This is a genomic window from Massilia sp. UYP34, from assembly GCF_056279385.1.
The window spans coordinates 276,770-301,332 of record NZ_JBWBRF010000002.1 but is presented as its reverse complement, the minus strand read 5'-3'; the positions used below and the strand labels follow the sequence as shown (position 1 = coordinate 301,332).

General features: G+C 68.5%; 17 protein-coding genes and 2 riboswitches. Of the genes, 5 read left to right on the top strand and 12 right to left on the bottom strand.

The window, feature by feature from the left end:
- Positions 1 to 114: 114 nt before the first annotated feature.
- Positions 115 to 1,308 carry a pyridoxal phosphate-dependent aminotransferase gene (locus tag ACZ9AQ_RS04730; protein ID WP_429202406.1) on the top strand — a complete coding sequence of 398 codons (1,194 nt, stop codon included), beginning with the start codon at positions 115 to 117 and terminating at the stop codon, positions 1,306 to 1,308.
- A 37-nt stretch (positions 1,309 to 1,345) separates the two neighbouring features.
- On the opposite strand, the gene ACZ9AQ_RS04725 is transcribed toward ACZ9AQ_RS04730, so the two are convergent.
- From ACZ9AQ_RS04725 to ACZ9AQ_RS04715, 3 genes are read right to left on the bottom strand one after another with little or no spacing between them, the layout of a single operon-like run.
- The gene (locus tag ACZ9AQ_RS04725; RefSeq protein WP_429202407.1) at positions 1,346 to 2,692 is read right to left on the bottom strand and encodes a hybrid sensor histidine kinase/response regulator; all 1,347 of its coding nucleotides are present in this window, start codon (positions 2,690 to 2,692) and stop codon (positions 1,346 to 1,348) included.
- Positions 2,693 to 4,159 carry an RAD55 family ATPase gene (locus tag ACZ9AQ_RS04720; protein ID WP_429202409.1) on the bottom strand — a complete coding sequence of 489 codons (1,467 nt, stop codon included), beginning with the start codon at positions 4,157 to 4,159 and terminating at the stop codon, positions 2,693 to 2,695. It abuts the gene before it with no gap.
- Positions 4,159 to 4,542, bottom strand: a complete 384-nt coding sequence (locus ACZ9AQ_RS04715; RefSeq protein WP_429202411.1) for a hypothetical protein — start codon at positions 4,540 to 4,542, stop codon at positions 4,159 to 4,161. The genes ACZ9AQ_RS04720 and ACZ9AQ_RS04715 overlap by 1 nt, the downstream gene beginning before the upstream one ends.
- A 270-nt stretch (positions 4,543 to 4,812) precedes the next feature.
- Between ACZ9AQ_RS04715 and ACZ9AQ_RS04710 the strand changes: the two genes are divergently transcribed.
- Positions 4,813 to 6,612 carry a DUF885 domain-containing protein gene (locus ACZ9AQ_RS04710; protein WP_429202412.1) on the top strand — a complete coding sequence of 600 codons (1,800 nt, stop codon included), beginning with the start codon at positions 4,813 to 4,815 and terminating at the stop codon, positions 6,610 to 6,612.
- A gap of 38 nt (positions 6,613 to 6,650) precedes the next feature.
- Here the strand turns inward: ACZ9AQ_RS04710 and ACZ9AQ_RS04705 are convergent, their stop codons facing one another.
- The 9 genes from ACZ9AQ_RS04705 to ACZ9AQ_RS04665 form a co-directional block, all read right to left on the bottom strand.
- Complete coding sequence (locus ACZ9AQ_RS04705) at positions 6,651 to 7,148, bottom strand: hypothetical protein (protein ID WP_429202414.1); 498 nt, start codon at positions 7,146 to 7,148, stop codon at positions 6,651 to 6,653.
- Positions 7,145 to 7,681 carry a peptide deformylase gene (gene def / locus ACZ9AQ_RS04700; RefSeq protein WP_429202416.1) on the bottom strand — a complete coding sequence of 179 codons (537 nt, stop codon included), beginning with the start codon at positions 7,679 to 7,681 and terminating at the stop codon, positions 7,145 to 7,147. The genes ACZ9AQ_RS04705 and def overlap by 4 nt, the downstream gene beginning before the upstream one ends.
- The gene (gene galU / locus ACZ9AQ_RS04695; RefSeq protein WP_429202418.1) at positions 7,678 to 8,571 is read right to left on the bottom strand and encodes a UTP--glucose-1-phosphate uridylyltransferase GalU; all 894 of its coding nucleotides are present in this window, start codon (positions 8,569 to 8,571) and stop codon (positions 7,678 to 7,680) included. The genes def and galU overlap by 4 nt, the downstream gene beginning before the upstream one ends.
- Positions 8,572 to 8,592: 21 nt before the next feature.
- Positions 8,593 to 10,902 (bottom strand): NAD-dependent DNA ligase LigA, encoded by a 2,310-nt coding sequence (gene ligA, locus ACZ9AQ_RS04690; RefSeq protein WP_429202840.1) that lies wholly within the window; start codon positions 10,900 to 10,902, stop codon positions 8,593 to 8,595.
- 57 nt (positions 10,903 to 10,959) lie between these two features.
- Positions 10,960 to 12,219 carry a cell division protein ZipA C-terminal FtsZ-binding domain-containing protein gene (locus ACZ9AQ_RS04685; RefSeq protein ID WP_429202420.1) on the bottom strand — a complete coding sequence of 420 codons (1,260 nt, stop codon included), beginning with the start codon at positions 12,217 to 12,219 and terminating at the stop codon, positions 10,960 to 10,962.
- Positions 12,220 to 12,300: 81 nt separating this feature from the next.
- Positions 12,301 to 12,837 carry a hypothetical protein gene (locus tag ACZ9AQ_RS04680; protein WP_429202421.1) on the bottom strand — a complete coding sequence of 179 codons (537 nt, stop codon included), beginning with the start codon at positions 12,835 to 12,837 and terminating at the stop codon, positions 12,301 to 12,303.
- A gap of 79 nt (positions 12,838 to 12,916) precedes the next feature.
- Entirely contained in the window at positions 12,917 to 16,423 is a 3,507-nt protein-coding gene (gene smc / locus ACZ9AQ_RS04675) for a chromosome segregation protein SMC (protein ID WP_429202423.1), read from the bottom strand.
- A gap of 125 nt (positions 16,424 to 16,548) precedes the next feature.
- A complete protein-coding gene (locus tag ACZ9AQ_RS04670; protein ID WP_429202425.1) occupies positions 16,549 to 18,819 on the bottom strand; it encodes a DUF1631 family protein in 2,271 nt (756 codons plus the stop codon).
- A gap of 123 nt (positions 18,820 to 18,942) precedes the next feature.
- Complete coding sequence (locus ACZ9AQ_RS04665) at positions 18,943 to 19,503, bottom strand: ATP-dependent Clp protease proteolytic subunit (RefSeq protein WP_429202427.1); 561 nt, start codon at positions 19,501 to 19,503, stop codon at positions 18,943 to 18,945.
- Positions 19,504 to 19,745: 242 nt separating this feature from the next.
- Positions 19,746 to 19,831: riboswitch (glycine riboswitch) on the top strand.
- Between the two features lie 17 nt (positions 19,832 to 19,848).
- Positions 19,849 to 19,943, top strand: a riboswitch (glycine riboswitch).
- 46 nt (positions 19,944 to 19,989) lie between these two features.
- Between ACZ9AQ_RS04665 and gcvT the strand changes: the two genes are divergently transcribed.
- The 3 genes from gcvT to gcvP all read left to right on the top strand — a co-directional run bounded on the left by gcvT (position 19,990) and on the right by gcvP (position 24,556).
- Positions 19,990 to 21,120 carry a glycine cleavage system aminomethyltransferase GcvT gene (gene gcvT / locus ACZ9AQ_RS04660; protein WP_429202429.1) on the top strand — a complete coding sequence of 377 codons (1,131 nt, stop codon included), beginning with the start codon at positions 19,990 to 19,992 and terminating at the stop codon, positions 21,118 to 21,120.
- A gap of 60 nt (positions 21,121 to 21,180) precedes the next feature.
- Positions 21,181 to 21,561, top strand: coding sequence for a glycine cleavage system protein GcvH (gene gcvH, locus ACZ9AQ_RS04655; RefSeq protein WP_429202431.1), 381 nt, complete (start codon positions 21,181 to 21,183; stop codon positions 21,559 to 21,561).
- 112 nt (positions 21,562 to 21,673) lie between these two features.
- The gene (gcvP, locus tag ACZ9AQ_RS04650; RefSeq protein WP_429202433.1) at positions 21,674 to 24,556 is read left to right on the top strand and encodes an aminomethyl-transferring glycine dehydrogenase; all 2,883 of its coding nucleotides are present in this window, start codon (positions 21,674 to 21,676) and stop codon (positions 24,554 to 24,556) included.
- Positions 24,557 to 24,563: the final 7 nt, after the last annotated feature.

Sequence of the window (24,563 nt, the reverse complement as noted above, 5' to 3'; positions counted from 1 at the left end):
TGTATCGACAGGGTCTGGCAGAAGTACGGATTGCAGGTGCGCCGCCGCCGTTCGGGCGCGCGTCAGCCCGGCTTCCAGTAAGATGGCGGGGATTCCCACTCCCTGCCATCCAGCATGTCTCTCATTACTCCCAACCGCCAACTCCAGGTCGCCCAGCGCGTGCACGCGATCGAACCGTTTCGCGTCATGGAGATGGTCAAGGCCGCCGGCGCACTCAAGCGCGCCGGCCACGACGTCGTCAGCATGAGCGTCGGCGAGCCCGATTTCACCGCGCCCGACATCGTGGCCAGCGCCGCGATAGAAGCCATTCGGGGCGGCGTCACCCAATACACCGAATCGCTGGGCCTGTTCGAGCTGCGCGCGGCGATCTCGCGCCACTACGCCGCGACCCAGGGCCTGGACATCGACCCGCGCCGCATCGTGATCACGGCCGGCGCCTCGGCCGGCCTGCTGCTGGCCTGCGCCGCGCTGGTGTCCGAAGGCGACGAAGTCCTGATGCCCGACCCGTCCTATCCATGCAACCGCCATTTCGTGGCCAGCTTCGGGGGCCAGGCGGTGCTGGTGCCCTGTTCGCACGAGGACCGCTACCAGCTCGGCGCCCACCACGTGGCCGACCTCTGGGGCGACCGCACGCGCGGCGTGCTGGTGGCCTCGCCGTCGAACCCGACCGGCACCTCGATGACCCCTGACCAGTTGCGCGCCATGCTGGAGGCGGTGCGCGCGCGCGGCGGCTTTGCCATCGTCGACGAGATCTACCAGGGCCTGTCCTACGACCAGCAGCCGTCAAGCGCGCTGGCGTTCGATGCCGACGCGATCACGGTGAACAGCTTTTCCAAGTATTTCAACATGACCGGCTGGCGCCTGGGCTGGCTGGTGGTGCCGGACAGCCTGGTGCCGGTGTTCGAAAAACTGGCGCAGAACCTGTTCATCTGCGCGCCGACCGTGGCCCAGCACGCGGCGCTAGCCTGCTTCGAGCCCGAGGCGCTGGCGATCTTCGAGGAGCGCCGGCGCGAATTCCAGCGCCGCCGCGACTACCTGGTGCCGGCGCTGCGCGAGCTCGGCTTCGGGGTGCCGGTGATGCCGGACGGCGCCTTTTACGTGTACGCCGACATCGACCGCGTGGCGCACCCGCTGCGCGGCGACAGCGCGGCGTTCAGCCTGGCGGTGCTGCAGGACGCCCACGTGGCGATCGTGCCGGGCGACGATTTCGGGGTGGCGGCGCCGCAGCGCCACGTGCGGTTTTCGTATGCGACGAAGTACGAGCGGATCGAGGAAGCGGTGACGCGCCTGCGGCGTTTGTTGGCGTAGGGTCGGCCGGGGCGCGCAGCCAACCTTGCCGCCGCGCCTAAGACGCCGCGCCCGCCAGCAACTCGATCAGCACGCCGGGCGCCACCGGCTTGACCAGGTAGCGGTCGAAGCCGGCCGCCAGCGCGCGTTCGCGGTCTTGCGGCTGGCCATAGCCCGACAGGGCGATCGTCAGGGGCCGGGTTGCGCCTGCACCCGTGCCAGCATGCGCGCCCGCACTTACTCCCGTCCCCGCGTCCGCGGCGCGCAGGCGCGCCATCAGTTCCAGGCCGTCCAGGCCCGGCAGTCCGATGTCGCACACGACCGCGTCGAACCGCCCTTCCAGCGCCAGCGCCAGCCCGGCATGGCCGTCGCCGGCGATTTCCACCGCGTGTCCTTCGACTTCGAGCAGCATGCGCAGCACGTCCGACGCGTCGGCATTGTCTTCCACGATCAGGATCCGTCGCCTGGCGCCGGCGACCGGCGCGGCGCCGTCGGCCACGCCGTCGGACGCCACCGCGCTCGACAGCGGCAGCGACACCCTGAAGGTGCTGCCCTGCCCCAGCCCGGGACTGGCGGCGGCGACGCTGCCACCGTGCATGGTGACGAGATTACGCACCACGTTCAGCCCGACCCCGAGCCCGCCCTCCGAGCGCGCCAGCGTGCGCGGCCCCTGGGTGAACAGGTCGAAGGCGCGGCCGATAGTCTCAATGGACATGCCGGCGCCGTTGTCCTCGATGGTGACCGTCACGCGGCCGTCAGGGCCGGCCTGGGCCGCGACCCCGATCCGGCCGCCGTCCTGCGTGTATTTCGAGGCATTGTTGAGCAGGTTGGTAAACACCTGGGTCAGGCGTACCCGGTCGCCATCGACCACCAGGGCATCTTCCGCCCGCGCGATCGCCAGCTCCTGGCCGCGCTCGCGCACGCGTGGCATGACTGTTTCCGCCGCATGCTCGATCAGCTCGGCCAGCCGCAGCGGCTCGATGGCGAGCGTGATCTTGCCGCTGCTGAGGCGGGCGGCGTCGAGCAGGTCGTCCAGCAGGCGCGCCATATGGCCCACCTGGCGCTGGATCACGCCGGTCAGCCGTTCCAGGGCAACGGGATTCACCGGCGCCCGTTCGAGCAGGCTGGCCGAGACGCTGATCGGCACCAGGGGATTACGCAGCTCGTGCGCCAGCATGGCGAGGAATTCGTTCTGGCGGCGGTTGGTTTCCTCGGCGTCGTCGCGCGAGGTCTGGGCGTCGACCGCGGCCAGCACCAGATGCTCGTTCGCTTCGCGCAGGCTCGCGGTCAGCGCGCGGCTGGCGACGAGATCGCCGCGCAACTGCTCCGCCTCGCGTTCCAGCGCCGCCAGGCGGAGCGCCAGGGTGCCGTCGTCGCTGCCTGGTGTCGCCGCCGTGAGATTCATTCAGGCTATCCCGCGCGCGACGGGTAAACCGTGCAGCACGCCTTCGAATTTGGTCGCTACCGGCTCGATACGGATGCCGTCGTCGCCGATGCGAAATTCGCGCAGATCGGTGCTGTGGGCGCTGCCGCGGACCTTGACCACCGAGATGAAGCGGCGGATCTGGCCTGCGCTCTCGCCGAAGCGCATCACCACGATGGCGTCGGTGAGATAGGCCACGTCGGCCTGGCTGAACCTGAGCTGGGTGAATTCGTCGTCCAGTCCCATCGTCACCAGCACGCTGACGCCGCGCTTGGCCAGCGAGGACAGCATCTGGAACACGGTCGAACGCAGCTGGTTGCGTCCTTCCGGCGCCAGGTACAGCGCCAGCTCGGACAGCGAATCGACCACCACCCGGCGCGCGCCGGTGCGGTCGATCGCCTCGTTCATCTCGTCGAGCAGCTCGTCGACCGTCAGGTCGATCTTGCGGCTTTCGACCATCTGCACGTCGCCATTGGCGACCAGCTCGGCCAGTTCGGCATTGCGCAGGCGCGATGCGCCCTTCTCGAACGAGACTGCCACGCCCTTCTCGCCCATCCGCGCGCCCGCCTGCAGGAAGCGGGTGCCGAGGATCGTCTTGCCGCAGCCGCTCGGCCCCGATACCAGCAGCGAGTGGCCTTGCGGCAGGCCGCCGTGGAGCAGGCCGTCGAGATCGGGGGTGCCGGTGGGGATGCGCGCCGGAGCGCGGTCGACCCGCGCCCCCTGGTGATGGTCGGACGCCAGCGGCGGCAGGATGCGTGGATACACGCGGATGCCGTCGTCGGTGATGCGGAAGGTGTGCGAGCCGCCCAGGTGGGCCTGGCCGCGCATCTTCACCACGCGCATCTTGCGCACTACAGAGTTATCCTCGTGCACCGGCGTCAGCGCGATCATACCGTCGGCCACCGTCATGATCGGGCTGGCTTCGGCGTCGCCGTGCAGGTATTCGCCGATCAGGAAGGTGGTCGCCTGCCAGCTGGTCATGCGGGTGCCGAGTTCCTGGATGAAGTGCTGCAGATCGGCCACGCCCTCGATGCCGGCGCGCGCGGTCTGCGCCACCGAGCGGAAGGAATCGACGAACACCAGGCTGGGCGAGAAATCCTCGACCTCCTTCATCAGGCGCGTCAGCACGCCGCTGAAATCGCCCGCGCGCAGGTTTTCGGCCAGGTTGACATAGCGCACGCAGTTGCCGACCATGTCCATGTCAAAGAAGCTGTACTGTTGCTGGTAACGCAGCATCTTGAGGGGCGGTTCGCCCAGCACCGTGAAGAACAGGGCGCGGCGCTCGTTGCTTGCCAGCGAAAACATGATCTGATGGGCCAGCGTGGTCTTGCCCGATCCCGGCGGCCCGGCGATCAGGTTGAAGGAAAACTCGCTCAGCCCTCCCCCCAGGAGAACATCGAGCCCCGGCACGCCAGTGCTCAGCTTTCCAAGGGATACTTTATCGCTCATTACTTGTGCTCCTGTGCATTCTTCTCTTCCCCGTCCCGCGCGGCGGCATCGAGCAGGCGTCGTGCGAGAGCCTGGCCGATAAGTGACGCCAGCAACTCGGTAAACGTCTGGAGCAGTGCCGCATGCGCGGCCTTTGCGTGGTCGGGTGCCACGCTGGCGAGCAGCTCGTCCAGCGCGGTGATTTGGGAGTCGCGGGTCTTGCATGGCGACGTTTCCGCCAGCCAAATAAATTCGGGACCGACAAGACGGCATGCCCGTCCATACAGCGCGCAAAAGCCGTTGTCACCGATGAGCGGACCCAACTGGTCGGCCAGGCGCCGCCAGGATTGGATGAGCTGGATATGCTCTTCAGAACGCCCGGGGCCGCCCTTACTCGTCATCATGTCTAGGTCGAATAGCAATTGCTGCCGTTATCTTCATGAAAGGTCCATGCACACGATCGCGTGGAATCGTCGTGCGCTCGCCCGGCGATAGGTTGACGAACATTATATCTTGGCTTCCTGCCATTTCCTGACCTTCCGGCGATTAAAATTGCGCGGCGCCATGGGTCAGCACAGGTATTTACGGCGCGAAACATGCGGTAGGCATGTGCCTGTTTCCCCGCTAAGATGTGTATCGCCGAGCAATCATGCTCATTATTAATCAGGGGATCAATGAAAATATGCAAGCTGGGCGCCGCCGTCTCGACGGCCGCCGTCGTGATGGGTCTGGCATCTGCGCCGGCGGCCGTGGCCGCCACGAACGCACCTGCGGTCGCGGTGAAAGCGACCGCGACCGCCGCAGACGCACGGTTCAAGGACATCTACACCAGGGAGTGGAAGTGGCGCATCGCCGAGCGCCTGGCGCGCGACGAAAACGCGCCCGACGCACGCCCGGGTTATGCGCGGGTCGACGCCGCGGCCCAGGAAGGGCGCCGCGTCTACTGGGCCGGCATCCTGAAGGAACTCGATGCGATTTCGCCAGGCGCGCTCTCCCCCGCCGAACGCATCAATTTCGCCGTCTACCGCGCCCAGATCGCCGCCCTGCATGACGCCCAGCGCTTCCGCGAGTACGAGCAGCCGGTCAACGCCGACACCGCATTCTGGTCCGACGTCGCCTATGCCGCGCGCCGCCCGCTCAAGAGCGCCGACGACTACCGCAATTACCTGGCGCTGCTCGAAGGCCTGCCCGCCTATTTCGACCAGGAGCTGGACAATATGCGCGCCGGCCTGGCGCGCGGCTTCACGCCGCCCAAGGTCACCCTGGCCGGCCGCGAAGGCACCCTGAGCTCGGTGACCGGGGCGAAGACGCCGCAGGACGTCGTGTTCTACAACCCGTTCAGGCAGATGCCGTCGTCGATGCCGGCCGCCGAGCAGGCGGCGCTGCGCGCGCAGGCGGTGGCCCTCATCCAGAACAGGATACAGCCGGCCTATGCCAAGGCGCTGGCCTACTTCCGCGACGAGTACGTGCCGAAGGCGCGCACCACGCTGGCGGCCCAGGACATGCCGGGCGGGAAGGAATACTACCAGTCGAAGATCGTGGAATTCACCACGACCGACCTGACCGCCGACCAGATCCACGCGATCGGCCTGGCCGAGATGGCCAAGATCCGCGCCGAGATGCACGACGTGATGAAGCAGGTCGGCTTCAAGGGCGACTTGCAGGCCTTCCTGCAGTTCCTGCGCACCGATCCGCAGTTCTATGCGAAGACGCCGCAAGAGCTGCTCAAGAGCGCGGCCTGGACCTCCAAGAAGTTCGACGCCAAGGCCGACCAGTTCTTCGGCCACCTGCCACGCCGCCGCTTCGCGATCGTGCCGGTGCCCGACGACCAGGCGCCGTTCTGGACCGCCGGTCGCGGCGGTCCCGGCACCTATTGGGTCAATACCTATAACCTTCCGGCCCGGCCCCTGTACAGCCTGCCGGCCCTGACCCTGCACGAGTCGGCGCCGGGCCACGCGTTCCAGATTCCGCTGGCGCAGGAACAGAAAGGCGTGCCGCCGTTCCGCCGCGCCTACATCTCGGCCTATGGCGAAGGCTGGGCGCTGTACACCGAGCGCCTGGGCACCGAGATGGACATCTACGAAACCCCGTACGAAGTGTTCGGCATGCTGAGCTACCAGGCCTGGCGCGCTTCGCGCCTGGTGGTCGACACGGGCGTGCACGCCAAGGGCTGGACGCGGGAGCAGGCCCAGGACTACCTGCTGCAGAACACCGCGCTGTCGAAGCACGAGGTGGAGACTGAAGTCGACCGCTACATCTCGTGGCCGGGGCAGGCGCTATCCTACTATCTTGGCCAGATGGCGATCCAGGAAGCGCGCGCGCGCGCCGAGAAGGCGCTGGGGCCGAAGTTCGACATCCGCCACTTCCACGACACCGTGCTGCACGTGGGTTCGGTGCCGCTGCCGGTGCTGCAGCAGCGGATCGACCAGTTTATCGCGGAGGGCGGGCCGAGTCCGTACCCGAAGGAAAGCTGATCACTCGCCGACGCAGGGGCCGCAGCGCGCGGCCCCTCTTATTTGTCGAACAGCTTGAATTTCAGCTGGAACGAAATGCCGCCATACAGGCGGTCCTTGTAGTTCGGGATGATCCCGACGTTCACGCCGACCCGCTGATACTCATAGGTCAGGGTCGGGATCGCGCCCGGGAACCAGCCGCCGTCGCGCGTCTTCGGGTAACCATCGAAGGCGGCCAGCGCCAGCCCCACGCGCACCGGGCCGACCGCATACGGCTGCCAGATCACGCCCGCGTAGTTCGACCAGGCGCGGTCGCTGTTGTAGAAGCGGCCTGCGGTGGCCGTCATCGTGCCCTTGAAGCGGTACTCGAGCGCCAGGCCCTTGTTGTTGCCGTTCAGGTCCTTGTCGCTGTCGAAATGCGCGGTGTAAAAGCCGGTGTCGACCCACAGCTGGCGCGTGGGCGACGGGTCGATCTTCGTGAAGAAGTCAGCGGCCGACGCCGCCGGCGCGGCCAGGCAGGCGCACGCAGCGGCCAGGAAGAAGAAAGCGCGGCTCAATCGTCGGCTCCGGGGTCGAGTTGGGGGAACATCACTTCGGTGAAGCCGAAGCGGGAAAAGTCGCGGATCCGCATCGGGTACAGGATCCCCAGCAGGTGATCCACTTCGTGCTGCACCACGCGCGCATGGAAGCCTTCGGCGTCCACCACGATGCGCTTGCCGAACTGGTCGAACCCTTCGTAATGCAGGCGCGTATGACGCGGCACGCTGCCGCGCAGGCCGGGCACCGACAGGCAGCCCTCGAAGCCTTCTTCCATCTGGTCCGACAGCGGCGTGAGCACGGGGTTGATCAGGACCGTCTCGGGCACCGGCGGCGCATCGGGATAGCGCTGGTTGCTGCCAAAGCCGAAGATCACCAGTTGCAGGTCGACGCCGATCTGCGGCGCGGCCAGGCCAGCGCCGTTGGCGGCATGCATGGTCTCGAACATGTCGGCGACCAGCGCATGCAGCTCGGGCGTATCGAACCGCGTCACCGGCTGCGCGACGCGCAGCAGGCGCGGGTCGCCCATTTTCAGGATCGCGCGCACCGTCATGCCGGGCCTCTTCCTTCGAGCAGGCCGGCCAGCGAGGCGCGAAAACCATCGGCCGTCTCCGGGTGCTTGAGGCCGATCGCGGCGGTGGCCTGCAGATAGCCCAGCTTGGAGCCGCAATCGTAGCGCTGGCCGGCGTAGCGGTAGGCCAGCACGCGCTCGTCGCGCATCAGGGCCGCGATGCCGTCGGTGAGCTGGATCTCGCCGCCGGCGCCCTTGCCGATGTTTTCCAGGTAGTCGAAGATCGAGGGCGACAAGACGTAGCGGCCGACCACGGCCAGGGTCGACGGCGCGTCCGCGGGCTGCGGCTTTTCGACGATGTTCGAGACCAGCTCCAGGCCGGTGCGGTAGCACGCGCTGCTCACGATGCCGTACTGGCGGGTGTGCTCGCGCGGCACGTCCTGCACCGCCAGGATGCTGCTGCGCTCATAGGCGTAGACGTCGGCCATCTGGGCCAGCACCGGTTTCTGACCGTCGGCGGTGTCCATGAAGTCGTCCGCCAGCAGCACGGCGAACGGTTCATTGCCCACCACCGGGCGCGCGCACAGCACCGCATGACCCAGGCCCAGGGGCGAGGACTGGCGGATGTAGATGCAGTTGACGTTCTTCGGGATCACGCCGCGCACGGTCTCGAGCAGGGCCTGCTTGCCGGCCGCCTCGAGTTCGGATTCGAGCTCGTAGGCCTTGTCGAAATGGTCTTCGATGGCGCGCTTGTTGCGGCCCGTGATGAAGATCAGCTCAGTGATGCCGGCGGCCACCGCTTCTTCGACCGCATACTGGATCAGCGGCTTGTCGACGATCGGCAGCATCTCTTTCGGCTGCGCCTTGGTCGCCGGCAGGAAGCGGCTGCCCAGGCCGGCGACGGGGAATACGGCTTTGCGGATCAGGTTCATGGTTTCTTGTTGACGGTTCGGTTATGGTCCGAGGAGCGCCAGCAGCGCCGCCTCGTCCAGGATCGTGACGCCCAGCTCCTCGGCCTTGGCCAGCTTGCTGCCGGCGTCCGCGCCGGCCACCACGTAGGAGGTCTTCTTCGACACCGAGCCCGACACCTTGCCGCCGGCCTGCTCGATCAGCGCGCCGGCGGCGTCGCGGCTCATGGTCGGCAAGGTGCCGGTCAGGACGAAGGTCTTGCCGGCCAGCGGCCCCTCGGGCGCGGCGGCAGCTTCGGGCAGGGATTCCAGCAGCGAACGCCGCAGGGCCGCCAGCGACTGCACCCGTTCCCGGTTCTCGCGCACCGCCATCCATTCCTCGAGCGCGGCCGCGACCGTTGCCGGCAGGCCGAAGATGCCGAAGTCGGTGCGAACGCCGATGTCTTCCAGACCCTGGCCGGCGCCCACCACCTGGCGCGCGCGCGGCTCGGTCAGTTTCGGGATGTCGAGCGCGGCCAGCAGCTTGATCTCGTCGAGCTTTTCGCGCAGCTGCGCCTTCGGCGGATGCTCGTCGCGCGGACCCACGCCGGCCGTGAGCAATGCATCGAGGGCGATCTGATTCTTTTCTTCGGCAAAGAATTCGGCGATCGACTCGGCCACCGTGCCGCCGATGTCGGGCAGCACGCGCAGCAGCGCGGCCGGCGCGCGCCGCACCAGCGAGAGGCTCCCGAGCCAGTCGGCCAGCGTCTTGGCGGTCGACTCGCCCACGTGGCGGATGCCGAGCGCGAACAGCAGGCGCTCGAGCGGCGGCTGCCTGCTGGCGGCGATCGCGGCGAGCAGGTTGTCGGCCCACTTGGTCGCGACCTTGCCCTGCTTCACAGTCTCCGGTGTCGTGCCGTCGCGCTCGTCCGCCAGGCGCTTCATCTTGAGCAGGTCGTCGAGCGTGAGCTTGTAGAGATCCGCCACGCCCTCCACCAGCTTTGCCTCGACCAGGCTGTCGATGTAGCGGTCGCCCAGGCCCTCGATGTCCATCATGCGCCGGCCGGCGAAGTGGCGGATCGCTTCCTTGCGCTGGGCCGCGCAGGTCAGGCCGCCGGAGCAGCGCGCGATCGCTTCGTCCGCCTCGCGCACCACGTGCGAACCGCACACCGGGCACTGCTTCGGCAATTCATAGATTGGCGGTTCCGGGCTCAAGCGGCGCTCCAGCACCACCGCCAGCACCTCGGGGATGACGTCGCCGGCGCGGCGCACGATCACGGTGTCGCCCACGCGCACGTCCTTGCGCCGCACTTCGTCTTCGTTGTGCAGGGTCGCGTTGGTGACGGTCACGCCGCCCACCGAGACCGGCACCAGGCGCGCCACCGGCGTGATGGCGCCGGTGCGGCCGACCTGCACCTCGATTGCCTGGACCATGGTCAGCGCTTCCTCGGCCGGGAATTTATGGGCCAGCGCGAAGCGCGGCGCGCGCGAGACGAAGCCCAGCGCGCGCTGGTCCTCGATGCGGTCGACCTTGTACACCACGCCGTCGATCTCGTAAGGCAGCGCCTTGCGGCGTTCGCCGACGTCGCGGTAGAAGTCGAGCAGGCCGTCGCGGCCCGCGACCACCTTGCGTTCCTTCGCGACCGGCAGCCCGAGCGCTTCGAACCAGTCGAGCAGGCCCGAATGGGTGGCGGGCAAGTCAGCGCCCTCCACCTGACCCACGCCATAGGCGAAGAAGCGCAGCCTGCGCTCACTGGTGATGCGCGCGTCGAGCTGGCGCAGGCTGCCGGCGGCGGCATTGCGCGGATTGGCGAATTCCTTCTGGCCGGCGGCGCGCTGGCGCTCGTTCAGGGCCTCGAAGTCGCGCTTGAACATCAGCACTTCGCCGCGCACCTCGAGCACCGCCGGCAGGTCGGCGCCGTGCAGCCGCATCGGGATCACGCGCACGGTGCGGATATTGGCGGTGACGTCCTCGCCCGTGTAGCCGTCGCCGCGGGTCGCCGCCTGCACCAGGCGTCCATCCTCGTAGCGCAGGCTGATCGCCAGCCCATCGAACTTGAGCTCGGCGTTGTAGACGACCTCGCGCACTTCCAGCCCTTCGCGCGCCTTGCGGTCGAAGTTATCGATGTCCTCGATGGTAAAGCCGTTGTTCAGCGACAGCATCGGCACCGCATGGGTGACCTGGCCGAATTCCGGAATCGGGGCGTCGCCCACGCGCCGGGTCGGCGAATCGGGGTCGACGCTTTCCGGGTGCTGCGCTTCCAGCGCCACCAGCTCGTGGTACAGCTTGTCGTACTCGGCGTCGGGAATCGTCGGCGCGTCCAGCACATGGTAGTTGTAGCTGGCGCGGTTCAGCTCCGCGACCAGCCAGCGCATGCGTTCAATGCTGCGCTCGCGCTCGTTCTGTTGCACTTGCTCGGTCACCGCACGTCCTCAGCTGAACAGGCGCAGCGCGCGGGTCGAGCCGGCCGGAATGTCGGCCGCGTCCATCTCCTGGTAGAACTCGCCCACCTGGGCCTTGATCTCGTCCAGCGCCTCGTCCACCAGCGGCTGGTCGAAATCGTCGACGATGGTCGCGTCCAGGCGCTGGGTCAGGCCGCGCGCCGTATCGACCATGCGGCCGAAGCCGTCGCGCGCGGGGGCGACGCACGGCACGTCCAGCAACAGGGTCAGGCGCGAGGTGGTGTCGGCGCCCAGGGTGACGTTGGTCGACAGCGTGAACAGCACGGCGCCTGCCGCGCCTTCCTTGTCGGGCATCGCGAACCTGCCGTCCGGGCGCACGTCGAAGCCCGCGTTCTCGAGGGCGCCGATCAGGGTCGGCATCGCCCACGGCGCGCCATTCGCGGCCAGGTTCACGCCCAGCTGGGCGTCGTGGCCGGCCACGAAGCGGTGCAGGATGCGCGCCTCGGCCATCACCTCGATCATGTCCGGCACTTCCGGCTCGGCCCCGATCTCGTCGGCCACCGCGCGCAGGCGGGTGACCAGTTCGGAGTATTCGAGTTCGTTCAGCGCCGTGGTGCGGGTCGCCATCTGCACGCCCGCCTGCAGCTTGGTGTACACGCCGCCGTGCACGATCGGCTCCCATTCGCCGCTGACGGCAAATCCGATGTAGTGGATCGGCTTGTTGCCGACGCGGCGCAGCGTCTGCAGGGTCGGCAGGATCTTGTCGCCGCGCACAGGCGTTTCGAGCGAGAGGGGAATCAGGCAGTCGATCAGCGGATCGACCAGGCATTCGGCCAGCTCGGCCGGCGGCATGCCGGGGCGGGTGCCGGGCAGCGAAGCGGCCACCGCATCCTGGGCAGCGCTGGCGCCGGTGGCGCGGTAGCTGGCGGCGGGGGCGCCGGCGCTCGGGGCGACCGGCGCTGCCTGGGCCGGGGCCGGGGCGGCGGCCGGCGCCGGCGTCGCGAGCTGCGGCTCGGGCTTGACGTCGGCCGGCGCGAAGGCGGCGGCGTCGAGCACGGGTTCCTTGGCAAGCAGCGGCGCCTTGTCGTCGAGATCGGCCTCGAACACCGGCTCGTGGCGGTCCACGGCCGGGGCCTGCTCGCCGTCGCGCATCAGGACGTCGTCGTGGTCGGAGGCGAAGGCGCGTTCGACGCTCTTCCTGGCCTTGTATTCCTGCCACTTGTTGTAGGTGATGACGCCGACGACGAAGACGCCCCCGGCTGCGATCAGGCTCATTTGGAATTCAGTCATGCTGCTTGTGCCTCAATAGCGAAATTCGCGCCGAATCCGCCAGCCTTGCGGGCTGCGCGGTCCTGTTGTTCTGCGAAATGGTTAATTCGATCGAAATGCATCCGTGCAGGCGCTCTCCCCACGGAAATTCGTGCAATCATACCAACTCCCCCGCGCGGACGCCATCGCTAGCCGGCGCGCCGGCACGATCTTGATGCCGGCGCCGGCGCGCCCGGGGCGCGGCAGGCCGATCTGCGAAATGGCGTTCGTGATCGCGCGAAAGCGCGCCTCGCTCCCGGCCTGCGGCGACGCGGCCACGCCCGGCACGCCCGGCACGCCGACCATGGCGCCATCGGACTCGCGTAGCGGCGACAGGGAGAGCTTGACGGGTGCGGGGTGTTCGAGCCCGGCGCCGGCCTGGGCCAGGCTGCCGTCGAGGATGCGCGCGGCCAGCTCCCGGATGGCGGCGCCTTCCAGCAGCGCCGCGAAGGCCGGATTGGCTGCGGCCATGGCGCCGTCGCCGCGCACGATGCACATCGGCGCCGGCGACGCGCCGATCAGCCGCATGCGCTGCGCGAGCGCCGGCGCTTCCGATGGCATCTGCGGGGCAAACTGCGATGTTCTAGGGTAGTCGGTCATTGCAAGCATTCGTACGGTGGAACGTGCCGCGGCAGAGGCCGGCCAGTGTAGCACGGCGCACCGGGGGAGCCGCGCCGGTTCAGGCGGCGGCCATGCCGGCGGCCGCCTCCATGTCCACGGCGACGATGCGCGAGACGCCCTGCTCCTGCATCGTCACCCCGATCAGCTGGCTGGCCATCTCCATTGCGATCTTGTTATGCGAGATGAACAGGAACTGGGTGTGTTCCGACATCCGCTTGACCATGCGGCAGAAGCGCTCGGTATTGGCGTCGTCCAGCGGCGCGTCGACTTCGTCGAGCAGGCAGAATGGCGCCGGATTCAGGCGGAACATCGAGAACACCAGGGCGGTCGCGGTGAGCGCCTTTTCGCCGCCCGACAGCAGGTGGATGGTGGCGTTCTTCTTGCCCGGCGGCTGGGCCATGACCTGCACGCCGGCGTCCAGGATCTCGTCGCCGGTCATCACCAGCCTGGCGTTGCCGCCGCCGAACAGGATCGGGAACAGTTCCGAGAAGTGGCCGTTCACGCGGTCGAAGGTATCCTGCAGCAGGTCGCGGGTCTCGCGGTCGATGCGGCCGATCGCGTCTTCGAGCGTGGCGATGGCCTCGTTCAGGTCGGCGTTCTGCGAGTCGAGGAAGCGTTTGCGCTCGGTGGCCTGGGCCAGCTCGTCGACCGCCGCCAGGTTGACCGCGCCCAGGCCGTTGATCGCGTTGGCCAGCCGGGTGACCTCGGCCTGCAGGTACTGCGGTTTCAGCTCCGGGTCGAGCTTTTCGGCCAGCGCCGCCTCGTCGGCGCCGGTGGCGGCCAGCGCCTCGGCAAACTGCTCCTGGTTCAGGCGCGCGGCCTGCTCCTTCAATTGCATCTCGGTGATGCGGTCGCGCTGCGGCTGCAGGCTGCGCTCGGACTGCATGCGCGACTCTTCGGCCGCGCGCAGCTGCTGGGCGACCTGGTCCAGTTCATGGCGGGCATCGGACAGCGCCGCTTCCTGCGTCGTGCGGCGCTCGAGCAGCGCTTGCAAGCCTTCGTGGGCGGTGCCGCTTTCGAGGGCCTCCAGCTCCAGGCGCGCCTGGGCCAGGCTGGCGCCGACCTGCCCGGCCTGGGTGGCGGCGGTCGCCATCGTGCGCCGCAATTCGTCGATGCGGCTGCGCTGGGCGCGTTCGGCGAACTGCGCCTCTTGCGCGCCGCGTTCCAGTTCGCGCAGGTGTTCGCGCGCACGGCTCAGGGCCTGCTCCTGGTCGAGGAAGGTGGTCTGGCCGTCTTCGTGCGCCTCCTGCAGCTCGGCCAGTTCCAGGTCGAGCTGCTCGAATTCCTGTTCGGCTTCAAGCTGGGCCTGGCACTGCTCGGACTCCTGGGCCGCGATCTCGGACAGGTCGGTCGCGATCTGGCCGCTCCTCTGGTTGAAGCGCGCCTCGATCTCGCTCTGCTTGAGCACCTCGATCTGCAGCGCATGCACGTCGCGCTGCAAGGTGGCCACGCGGCCGCGCGCATCCTGCAGCCGGCGCGCCAGGTCGGCCACGGCGGCATCGGCGCGCACCGCGCGCGTGCGCGCCTCGTCGGCCAGCAAGGCCTGGGCCTTGAGCTGCCGGGCCGTGTTCTCGATCTCGTGCTGGCGCGCCAGCATGCCGTCCTGCTCGGCGTCCGGCGCGTGGAAGCGCACGCTGGAACGGGTCACCAGATGGCCGTCGCGCGTGACGAAGGCCGCGCCCTGCGGCAGGCGCGCGCGCCCGGCGAAGGCGTCAGACGCGTCAGCCACGTAGACGCCATGCAGCCAGTCTTCGAGCACGCCGCGCACGCCGGGGTCGTTCACGCGCAGCAGGCTCGCGAACGGCTTGAACCCGTCGGGCGGCGCCGCGTGGCCGCCCGCCTGCGGCGCGTACAGCGCCAGGCGGGCCGGCGGCGCGTCAAGCACGAAGGCCTTGGCCCAGTCGATGTTCGATACTTCGAGCGCGCCGGAACGCTCCCTCAGCACGGCCTCGAGCGCGGTTTCCCACCCTTCTTCCACGTCCAGCTTTTGCCACAGCCGCGGCAAGCCGGCCAGCTCGTGCTTCTCGAGCCAGGGCTGGACTTTGCCCTGGGTCTGCACGCGCTCCTGCATCTGGCGCAGCGCGCCCAGGCGCGCCTCCAGCTGGGCGTTCGCCGCGCTCTCGGCCTGCGTCTGCGCCTGCGCTTCCTTGCGTTCGAGCTCGACCGCCTCCTGACGCCCGGCCGCCTCTTCCAGCAGCATGGTCTGTTCTTCCAGCGACTGCTGCTTTTCTTCCAGCTGCAGGCGCAGGTTGTCGAGGGTCGCGCTGTCGGGCAGATTGAGGCTGCTGCGCTCCTGCTGCAGGCGTTCGCGGCGCGCCGCCAGGCTGCTCAGGATGCCGCCGGCGTTGCGGCCATGGGCCGAGGCCAGCTCGATGCGCTGCTGGACCTGCATGATGCGCGCGCGCGAAGCGGTCGACCGTTCCTGGCCGGCGCGCCAGGCCGCTTCCAGCTCGGGCAGGCGCTCGTTGTGGACCTCGACCGCGATCTGGGCGCCCTCGGCGCGCACGGCGAGTTCTTCCAGCTGCATTCCGGCCTCTTCCTCGCCCTCGCGCTGTTCCTGCTCCTGCGCCAGCCATTGGTCGCGCTGCGCCGTGAGCGCGGCGATCTGGTTCTGCAGGCGGGTGCGCGACTCGACCACGAACTTGATCTGCGCCTCCAGGCTGCCGATCTCGGAATTGATCTGGTACAGGGCGCCCTGGGCCGTGTGCAGGCGGTCGCCGGCGGCGAAGTGGGCCTGGCGCAGGTGTTCGAGATCGACTTCGACGCTGCGCAGCCTGGCGGTCTGCGCTTCCAGGCTGGTTTGGGCTTCTTCCATCTCGCGGAAGAACTTCGCCTGTTCGGCCTTGGCCTCGTTCTTGCGCATCAGCCAGAGCAGCTTCTGCTTTTCTTCCTGGTCGGCCTGCAGCTGGTGGAAGCGGTTGGCGACCGCCGCCTGGGCTTCGAGTTTTTCGAGGTTGGCGTTCAGTTCGCGCAGGATGTCCTCGACCCGCAGCAGGTTCTCGCGCGTGTCCGACAGGCGGTTCTCGGTCTCGCGGCGCCGTTCCTTGTACTTCGAGACGCCGGCGGCTTCTTCGAGGAAGACCCGCAATTCCTCCGGGCGCGATTCGATGATGCGCGCGATCATGCCCTGGCCGATGATGGCGTAGGCGCGCGGACCGAGTCCGGTGCCGAGGAAGATGTCCTGGATGTCGCGCCGCCGCACCGGCTGGCCGTTGATGTAATAGGTGGACGTGCCGTCGCGCGTGAGCGTGCGCTTGACCGCGATCTCGGCATACTGCCCCCACTGGCCGGCGGCCTTCCCGGCACTGTTGTCGAACACCAGTTCGACCGAGGCGCGCCCGGCGCTCTTGCGGTGGGTGGAACCGTTGAAGATCACGTCCTGCATCGATTCGCCGCGCAGCTCGGACGCTTTCGACTCGCCCAGCACCCAGCGCACCGCGTCGATGATATTCGATTTGCCGCAGCCGTTGGGGCCGACCACGCCGACCAGCTGACCCGGCACCTGGAAATTGGTGGGATCGACGAACGACTTAAATCCCGACAATTTGATGGATGAGAGACGCACGTGGGGTCGGCTATGGCTGTAGAGGTAAAGCGCCCATCATACCATTGCAGGCGTGGGCCTGGACAGCCAGGGCGATCGCTCGCGGACCTTCACGCACTGCAACATGCACTGCGACATGCACTGCGTCAGGCGCTGCGGGCCGCGGCGTGCGACGCCGCCGATGGGCCGGCGTCGTTGACCGCGCCCGGTCCCACCGCCGCGCTCAGGATGCGGCCGACCACGCCCTCGGCCGCCACCACGCGCATCGCGCCTGCGCGCAGCAGCTCGGCCAGGCGCGCGGCCGGCAGCGAAAAGGCTTCCTGGCGGCCGGCGCCCGAAAAGATGTACAGCGTGCGCAGCGGGCTGACCCAGGCCAGGCGCACCCGGCGCACGACGTGCGCGTCGCGCAGTTCGAGGCGCATGCCGCGCTCCAGTGCGGCCAGCGCGGCGGCGGCCGGATCGCTTGCCGCGGCCTGCGCTTCCTCGGCCTGGGTGCGGGCCTGCTCGCGCTCCTGTTCCTGCTCCTGCGCGATCCGGCGCAGCGCATCCTGCTGCGCCGCCTCGAGCGCCAGCTCGAGCTGGCGCTCGGGCAGGAGTTCGATCGGCGCGCGCACGATCGAGGCATGGCATTCGGCCAGCTCGGCAAAGAACTGCAGGCGCTCGGCATCCTGCCAGCGGGTGGCGTCGAGCCAGTTGTTCAGGCTTGCCAGCAGCGCCGGCAGGCGCGCGATCAGGGCCTTTCTCTGCTCCTGGGTCGCCTTCGGCTTGACGCTCCAGATCAGGTCGTCCATCGTGCGCGTGGCATTGTCGACGGAGCCCGGACGACTGTCCTCGATCGTGTAGGCCAGCGCCAGCGCGACGCTCCAGCGGCCTTCGAGAAAACCCGTGACTGCCGGGATCAAGCGCTCTCCGGCCAGGCGCAGCGCCACCGCGCGCCGCGCCGAACGTTCGGCGGCGGCGCGCTTTTCGCTGCGCATGGCCTGGGCGATGGGCGCCGCCATGGCCGCCTGCTCCATGTGATCGCGCGCGGCCAGGCCGGCCTCGAGGTCGGCCACGGCCGCCCCGAACTCGGGGTCGGCCTGATCGCGCACGCGCTCGACGCTGCGGCGCATGGCGCGGTAGACCGGGTCGTCCGCGTCCAGCGGGCGCTCCCAGCCGGCCTGCGACAGCAGGTCGAGCAGGCGCCGCGCCGGATGGGCCTCCTGGAAGAAGAAGCTGCGGTCGCGCAGCGCGGTGCGCAAGACCGGCAACTGCAGGTGACCGATCAGTTCGCGCGTCTCGGGGGCGACGCCGTCGTCGTGCAGCACGCCGCCGAACACCTGCGACAGCAGGTCGAGCGTCGTTTCATCGCCGCGCGACAGCGCGCCCTGCGGCAGGCTGGCGCGCAGGCCGGGCAGGACCAGCATCCCGGGGGCGGCGGCCGGGCCGGCGGCGCCCGCGCGGGACAGCAGGTCGCTCAACGACTGCATCGCGGGCTGCGTCGTGGACTGCATCATCGGGTGCACCGCCGGACCCGCGGCGGCGCTGGACGGGACGGCGCCCGCCGCAGGCCCGGGCGGCGGCGCCACCCCGAAGCCGGACGCCGCGCTCGGACGCCAGCCGCCGCTGCCCTGCGGCAGGTTCGGGATCTCGGGCACGGCCGGGTCGAACAGCTGGCGCAACTGCTCGGCCAGCGCGGCGTCGCGCCGGGCGCGCCCGGCCTGGCGCGCCGCGCGGTCGTCGGTCTTGCTGAAGCGGGTGTCGGCGTCGCCCTCCTTGCGCGCCTTGAGCTTTCCGACCAGGGCTTCGTACAGCGGCCCCAGGTCGAACATCAGGCCGGGACGCAGCAGCGGCGCCACCAGGCCGTGGGCGTCGGGATCGGGTTCGAACTGGCGCCAGGCCGCGTCCACGGCGGCCAGGAAGACGTCGGGGCGGAACGGGTTGTGCGCGGCGCGCACCAGGTCGCGCCCGAGCAGCAGGCCGAGGCGCACGCCGAGCGTGGCCAGGCCCTCGGAATGCTGCAGGTCGAACGGCCGGCTGACGACGCCCAGCGCCATCTGCCGGTCGATCTGCTCCAGCGGGACGAGGCTCAGTTCGACCGGCCTGGCCGCGGCAGCCGGGATCCCGGTATCGGCCGCGTGCGGGAACAGGCGCGCGACTTCCTGGCGCAGCGCGGCGTCGATCCCGCCCGTCGCCAGGTGGATGAAGGCGTAGCTGTTGTCCTTGAGGAGATTGCCCGACTTGACGCGCCGCATGACGGCGGCGGGGTCGAGACCGGCCGCGGTCAGGTCGAGCAGCGCGGACACCATGCGCCGCGCCATGTCCGCCAGGCCGGACTCGGCATGGCTGCGCGCCATGTCGACCAGCTCGGCCAGCGCCGCCTGCTGGGCGGGTGCGGCCTTGCGCGCGGCAGAGCTCTGGGCGGATGGGGTGGCCATGACGGTTGGGCGAAGTGTGGCGAACCCCTATTCTGCCATACTCTTACCTCCCAGCAATGATCAAACACATCCCGGCCGGGGCGGCGCCGACCGCCGGTGCGACGGCGGCCGCACCAACCCGGTTCAGATATTGCGCAGGATGGCGCCTTTCGGCGGCGCGAAGTCCTGCACCTCGTGGATCATCTTCGCCTTCTTGGCGTCGCGCGCGGTCAGGTGCAGGTCGCCGTACTGGTGCACGCCCCACTGCTCGGGCGAGAGTTCGATTTCCTTGCGCAGGATGGCCTCGGTGCGCGCATCGTCGGCGCGCAATCCTTCGACGATGATGTTGAGCGCATCCGGCCGCGAACCCGGCGAGGCGGTCGCGTGCGACTTGTGGATCATGAAGCGCGCGGTCTCGCTGGCGTAGCGGCGCGAACCGGCCAGATAGACCACCACCGCGATCGAGGCCACCGCCCCGGCGTTATACATGACGAATTTGATCGGCGAGTTGGCCATGAAGTTATACAGGCACAAGCCGTCGCTGACATAGCCGCCGTTCGACTGCAGCAGCACGTGGGCGGTATCGATCCCTTCCTCGGTCATCGCCGCCACCGCCTCGAACATCCGGTGCACCATATCACTGTTGACGTCGCCCGACAGCGTGTACCACCCCTCTTTCTCTTGCAACGTTTTTTCTTCGTTCATAGTCTGTTCCCGCCTACAAAGTAAGTGGAACAAGTGTAGCAAATCACGACAAACACCCCGAAAGCCCCTGCACCAATAGTGCGCAGCAATGCTTTCGAGCAATTCAAGAATGCGGGGCGATGCCGGCAAATCCTCTACGTTGCCAGCCAATCCGACGCCGCCCTCATGGCGGGGCAAGGGGAGCGGGCGGTCGATCCGGGGCTTGCGTGGTTGACAGGGTTGGCGGGCTGGCATATCCTCCGCAGTCTTGATCGGGAGAGCGCAGCGACGCTGCCGCCGAAGGGGCACTCACCCATAAACTCTCAGGCAAAAGGACCGGTCAAGGGACGGCGGCGCACGGCGCGGCCGGTCAACTCTGGAGAGCGGCCGCGATGCGGCCCACCGAAGGGGCAAGCGGCGCCGGCCGCTATCTCTCAGGTACCAAGGACAGAGGGGTCGATAGCGCACGACGATCGTGCCGACACCCTATTCATGTCCGAGGATTCCATGACGCTCAAAGCGACCCCGCTCAATTCCGCTCACCGCGCCCTTGGCGCCAAAATGGTCGATTTCGGCGGCTGGGATATGCCCGTCAACTACGGTTCCCAGATCGAAGAGCACAACGCGGTGCGCAGCGACGCCGGCATGTTCGACGTTTCCCACATGTGCGTCGTGGACGTCAAGGGCGCCAACGCCCGCTCTTTCCTTCGTCGTCTGCTGGCCAACAACGTCGACAAGCTGCAAGCGCCGGGCAAGGCCCTGTACTCGTGCATGCTCAATCCGGAAGGCGGCGTCATCGACGACCTGATCGTCTATTTCTTCTCCGAGGACTGGTTCCGCATCGTCGTCAACGCCGGCACCGCCGACAAGGACGTGGCCTGGATGAACCAGCACAATGCCGCCACCAACAGCGGCGTGACCATCACCCAGCGCCGCGACGGCAACGATCCGATCGCCCTCGTCGCCGTCCAGGGTCCGAACGCCCGCGCCAGGGTATGGGAAGTGCTGCCGACCACCAGGGCCGCGACCGAGAACCTCAAGCCGTTCAACGCCGCCATCGTCGAAGCTACCGCCTTCGGCGAAGCCATGGTCGCCCGCACCGGCTACACCGGCGAAGACGGCTTCGAGATCGGCGTGGCAGCAAGCCAGGCCGAAGCCCTGTGGAATGCCCTGCTCGCCGCCGGCGTCAAGCCGGCGGGCCTGGGCGCGCGCGACACCCTGCGCCTGGAAGCCGGCATGAACCTGTACGGCCAGGACATGGACGAAACGACCAATCCGCTCGACGCCGGCCTGGCCTGGACCGTCGACCTGGTCTCCGAGCGCGACTTCATCGGCAAGGCCGCGTTGCAGGCCAAGGGCCAGGGGGCGCAGTTCGTCGGCCTGATCCTGCGCGAGAAGGGGGGCATCCTGCGCGCGCACCAGCGCGTGATCGCCGCCTCGAGCGAAGAATCGGGACAATTCGGCGAAATCACCAGCGGCACCTTCAGCCCCAGCATGCAGCAGGCGATCGCCCTGGCGCGCGTGCCGATGGACGTCGCGGTCGGCGACACCGTGCAGGTCGCGATCCGCGACAAGCACCTGGCCGCCAGCGTCGTCAAGCTGCCGTTCGTGCGCAATGGCAAAGTGCTGGCCGCCTGACCCGCCGGACCGGATAACAAACACCCTATACTGACAACCCCACCATCCTCAGGAGTCTCCATGAACATCCCTACCGACCTGAAATACACCGAATCCCATGAATGGGTGCGCCGCGAACAAGACGGCACCCTGACCGTGGGCATCACCGAATACGCGCAGGACGCGCTGGGCGACATCGTGTTCGTCGAACTGCCGCAGGTCGGCAAGGCATTCACCGCGGGCATGGACGCCGCCGTGGTGGAATCGGTCAAGGCCGCCAGCGACATCTACGCGCCGGTCTCGGGCACCGTCATCGCCGTCAACCAGCCGGTCGCCGACGCGCCCGACTCGATCAACCAGGATGCCTACGGCGCCTGGCTGTTCAAGCTGGCCCCGAGCGACGCCGCCGCCTACGACAAGCTGCTCGACGCCGACGCCTACGGCAAGACCACCGACCACTGATGGTCCCGGGTGCGCCCGCTCCCGGGCGCACCGCCCCGTGCCATCCCAGCCACCCCATTCTTCGCCCAGCCAGCATTGGCGCCAGACTCCTTCCCGATTCTCTTTTCCTACCATGACCCGCTCCAGCCTCACCCAACTTGAAGCACGCGATTCGTTCATCCCGCGCCACATCGGCCCGTCCGAATCCGAACAGGCAGCCATGCTGTCGACCCTCGGCTACGCTACCCGCGCCGCCCTGATCGACGCCGTGGTCCCGGCCAACATCCGCCGCAAGGACAGGCTGGACCTGGGCCAGTTCGCCGAGCCGCGCACCGAAGAAGAAGCGCTGGCGGTCCTGCGCGGCCTGGCGTCGAAGAACAAGGTGCTGAAATCGCTGATCGGCCAGGGCTACTACGGCACCCATACGCCAAAGGTAATCCTGCGCAACATCTTCGAAAACCCGGCCTGGTACACCGCCTACACGCCCTACCAGCCCGAGATCTCGCAAGGCCGCCTGGAAGCCATCCTGAACTTCCAGCAGGCGATCACCGACCTGACCGGCATGGGCATCGCCAACTCGTCGATGCTCGACGAAGGCACCGCCGCCGCCGAGGCCATGACCCTGATCCAGCGCGTCGGCAAGTCAGCCTCGAAGGTATTCTACGTGGCCGACGACGTGCTGCCGCAGACCCGCGAGATCATCGAGACCCGCGCCCGGCCGATCGGCATCGAAGTGCGCACCATCGCGCCTGGCGACATCGAAAAACTCGAGGAAACCTGCTTCGGCGTGCTGCTGCAATACCCGGGCGTCGACGGCGAAGTGCGCGACTACCGCGCCGCCGTCGAGCACCTGCACGCCGCGGGCAGCATGGTGATCGTGGCCGCCGACCTGCTGGCCCTGACCGTCTTGACCCCGCCGGGCGAATGGGGCGCCGACGTGGTGGTCGGCAACAGCCAGCGCTTCGGCGTGCCGCTCGGTTTCGGCGGCCCGCACGCCGGCTACCTCGCCACCCGCGACGAATTCAAGCGCAGCATGTCGGGCCGCCTGGTCGGCGTCACCATCGACGCCCAGGGCAACCCGGCCTACCGCCTGGCGCTGCAGACGCGCGAGCAGCACATCCGCCGCGAAAAGGCGACCTCGAACATCTGCACCGCGCAGGTGCTGCTGGCCGTGATGGCCGGCATGTACGCGGTCTACCACGGCCCGCAAGGCCTGGCCCGCATCGCGCGCCGCGTGCACCGCCAGACCGCCATCCTGGCCGCCGGCCTGCAGCAGCTGGGCTTCGAGCTGGCCAACAAGACCTTCTTCGACACCCTCACCGTGCGCGTGCAGGATGCCGGCGCGATCCACCAGCAGGCTGCCGCGCGCGGCCTGAACCTGCGCCGGATCGACGCCACCAGCGTCGGCGTCTCGCTCGACGAAACCGTCACCCGCGACGACCTGGCCAACCTGTTCGCCGTGTTCGGCAACGGCAAAAGCGTCGACATCGACCAGCTGGACGCCGCCGTGGCGGACGCCTTCCCGGCCGTGCTCGCCCGCACCAGCGCCTACCTGACCCACCCGACCTTCAACCGCTACCACGCCGAGCACGAGATGCTGCGCTACCTGCGCGCGCTTGCCGACAAGGACCTGGCGCTGGATCGCACCATGATCCCGCTCGGCTCGTGCACCATGAAGCTCAACGCCACCGCCGAGATGGTGCCGGTCACGTGGCCCGAGTTCTCGAACGTCCACCCGCTGGCGCCGAACGACCAGACCGTCGGCTACCGCGAGATGATCGCCCAGCTCGAAGCCATGCTGTGCGCCGCCACCGGCTACGCCGCCATCTCGCTGCAGCCGAACGCCGGCTCGCAGGGCGAGTACGCGGGCCTCCTGGTGATCCAGAAATACCACGAGTCGCGCGGCGAAGGCCACCGCAACGTGTGCCTGATCCCGTCGTCGGCGCACGGCACCAACCCGGCCTCGGCCAGCATGGTCGGCATGAAGGTCGTGGTCACCGCCTGCGACGACAACGGCAACGTCGACCTCGCCGACCTGAAGGCCAAGGCCGAGCAATACAGCCGCGACCTGGCCTGCGTGATGGTCACCTACCCGTCGACCCACGGCGTGTTCGAAGAGGGCATCAAGGAACTGTGCGAGATCGTGCACCAGCATGGCGGCCAGGTCTACGTCGACGGCGCCAACATGAACGCGCTGGTCGGCCTGGCCGCGCCGGGCGCCTTCGGCGGCGACGTCAGCCACCTGAACCTGCACAAGACCTTCTGCATCCCGCACGGCGGCGGCGGCCCCGGCGTCGGCCCGATCGGCGTCGGCGCCCACCTGGCGAAATTCCTGCCAAACCAGCTGTCGAGCGGCTACGTCCGTAGCGAAGAAGGCATCGGCGCCGTCAGCGCCGCCGCCTTCGGCTCGGCCTCGATCCTGCCGATCTCGTGGATGTACATCGCGATGATGGGCGCGGAGGGCCTCACCAGCGCGACCGAAGTGGCGATCCTCAACGCCAACTACATCGCGCGCCGCCTGGCGCCGCACTACCCGGTGCTGTACGCGGGCCACGACGGCCTGGTCGCGCACGAGTGCATCATCGACCTGCGCCCGCTGCAGGACAAGACCGGCATCAGCAACGAAGACGTGGCCAAGCGCCTGATGGACTTCGGCTTCCACGCCCCGACCATGAGCTTCCCGGTGCCGGGCACCCTGATGATCGAGCCGACCGAATCGGAATCGAAGGCCGAGATCGACCGCTTCATCGAGGCGATGATCACCATCCACGCCGAGATCGTCAAGGTCGAGCGCGGCGAGTACGACCGCATGGACAACCCGCTCAAGGGCGCCCCGCACACCGCCGAGGTGGTCACCGCCGATGCCTGGGCTCACGGCTACACCCGTGAAGTGGCGGCCTTCCCGGTCGCCAGCCTGCGCAAGAAGAAGTACTGGCCGCCGGTCGGCCGCGCCGACAACGTCTATGGCGATCGCAACCTGTTCTGCGGCTGCGCGCCGATCAGCGACTACGAGTGATCCCCGG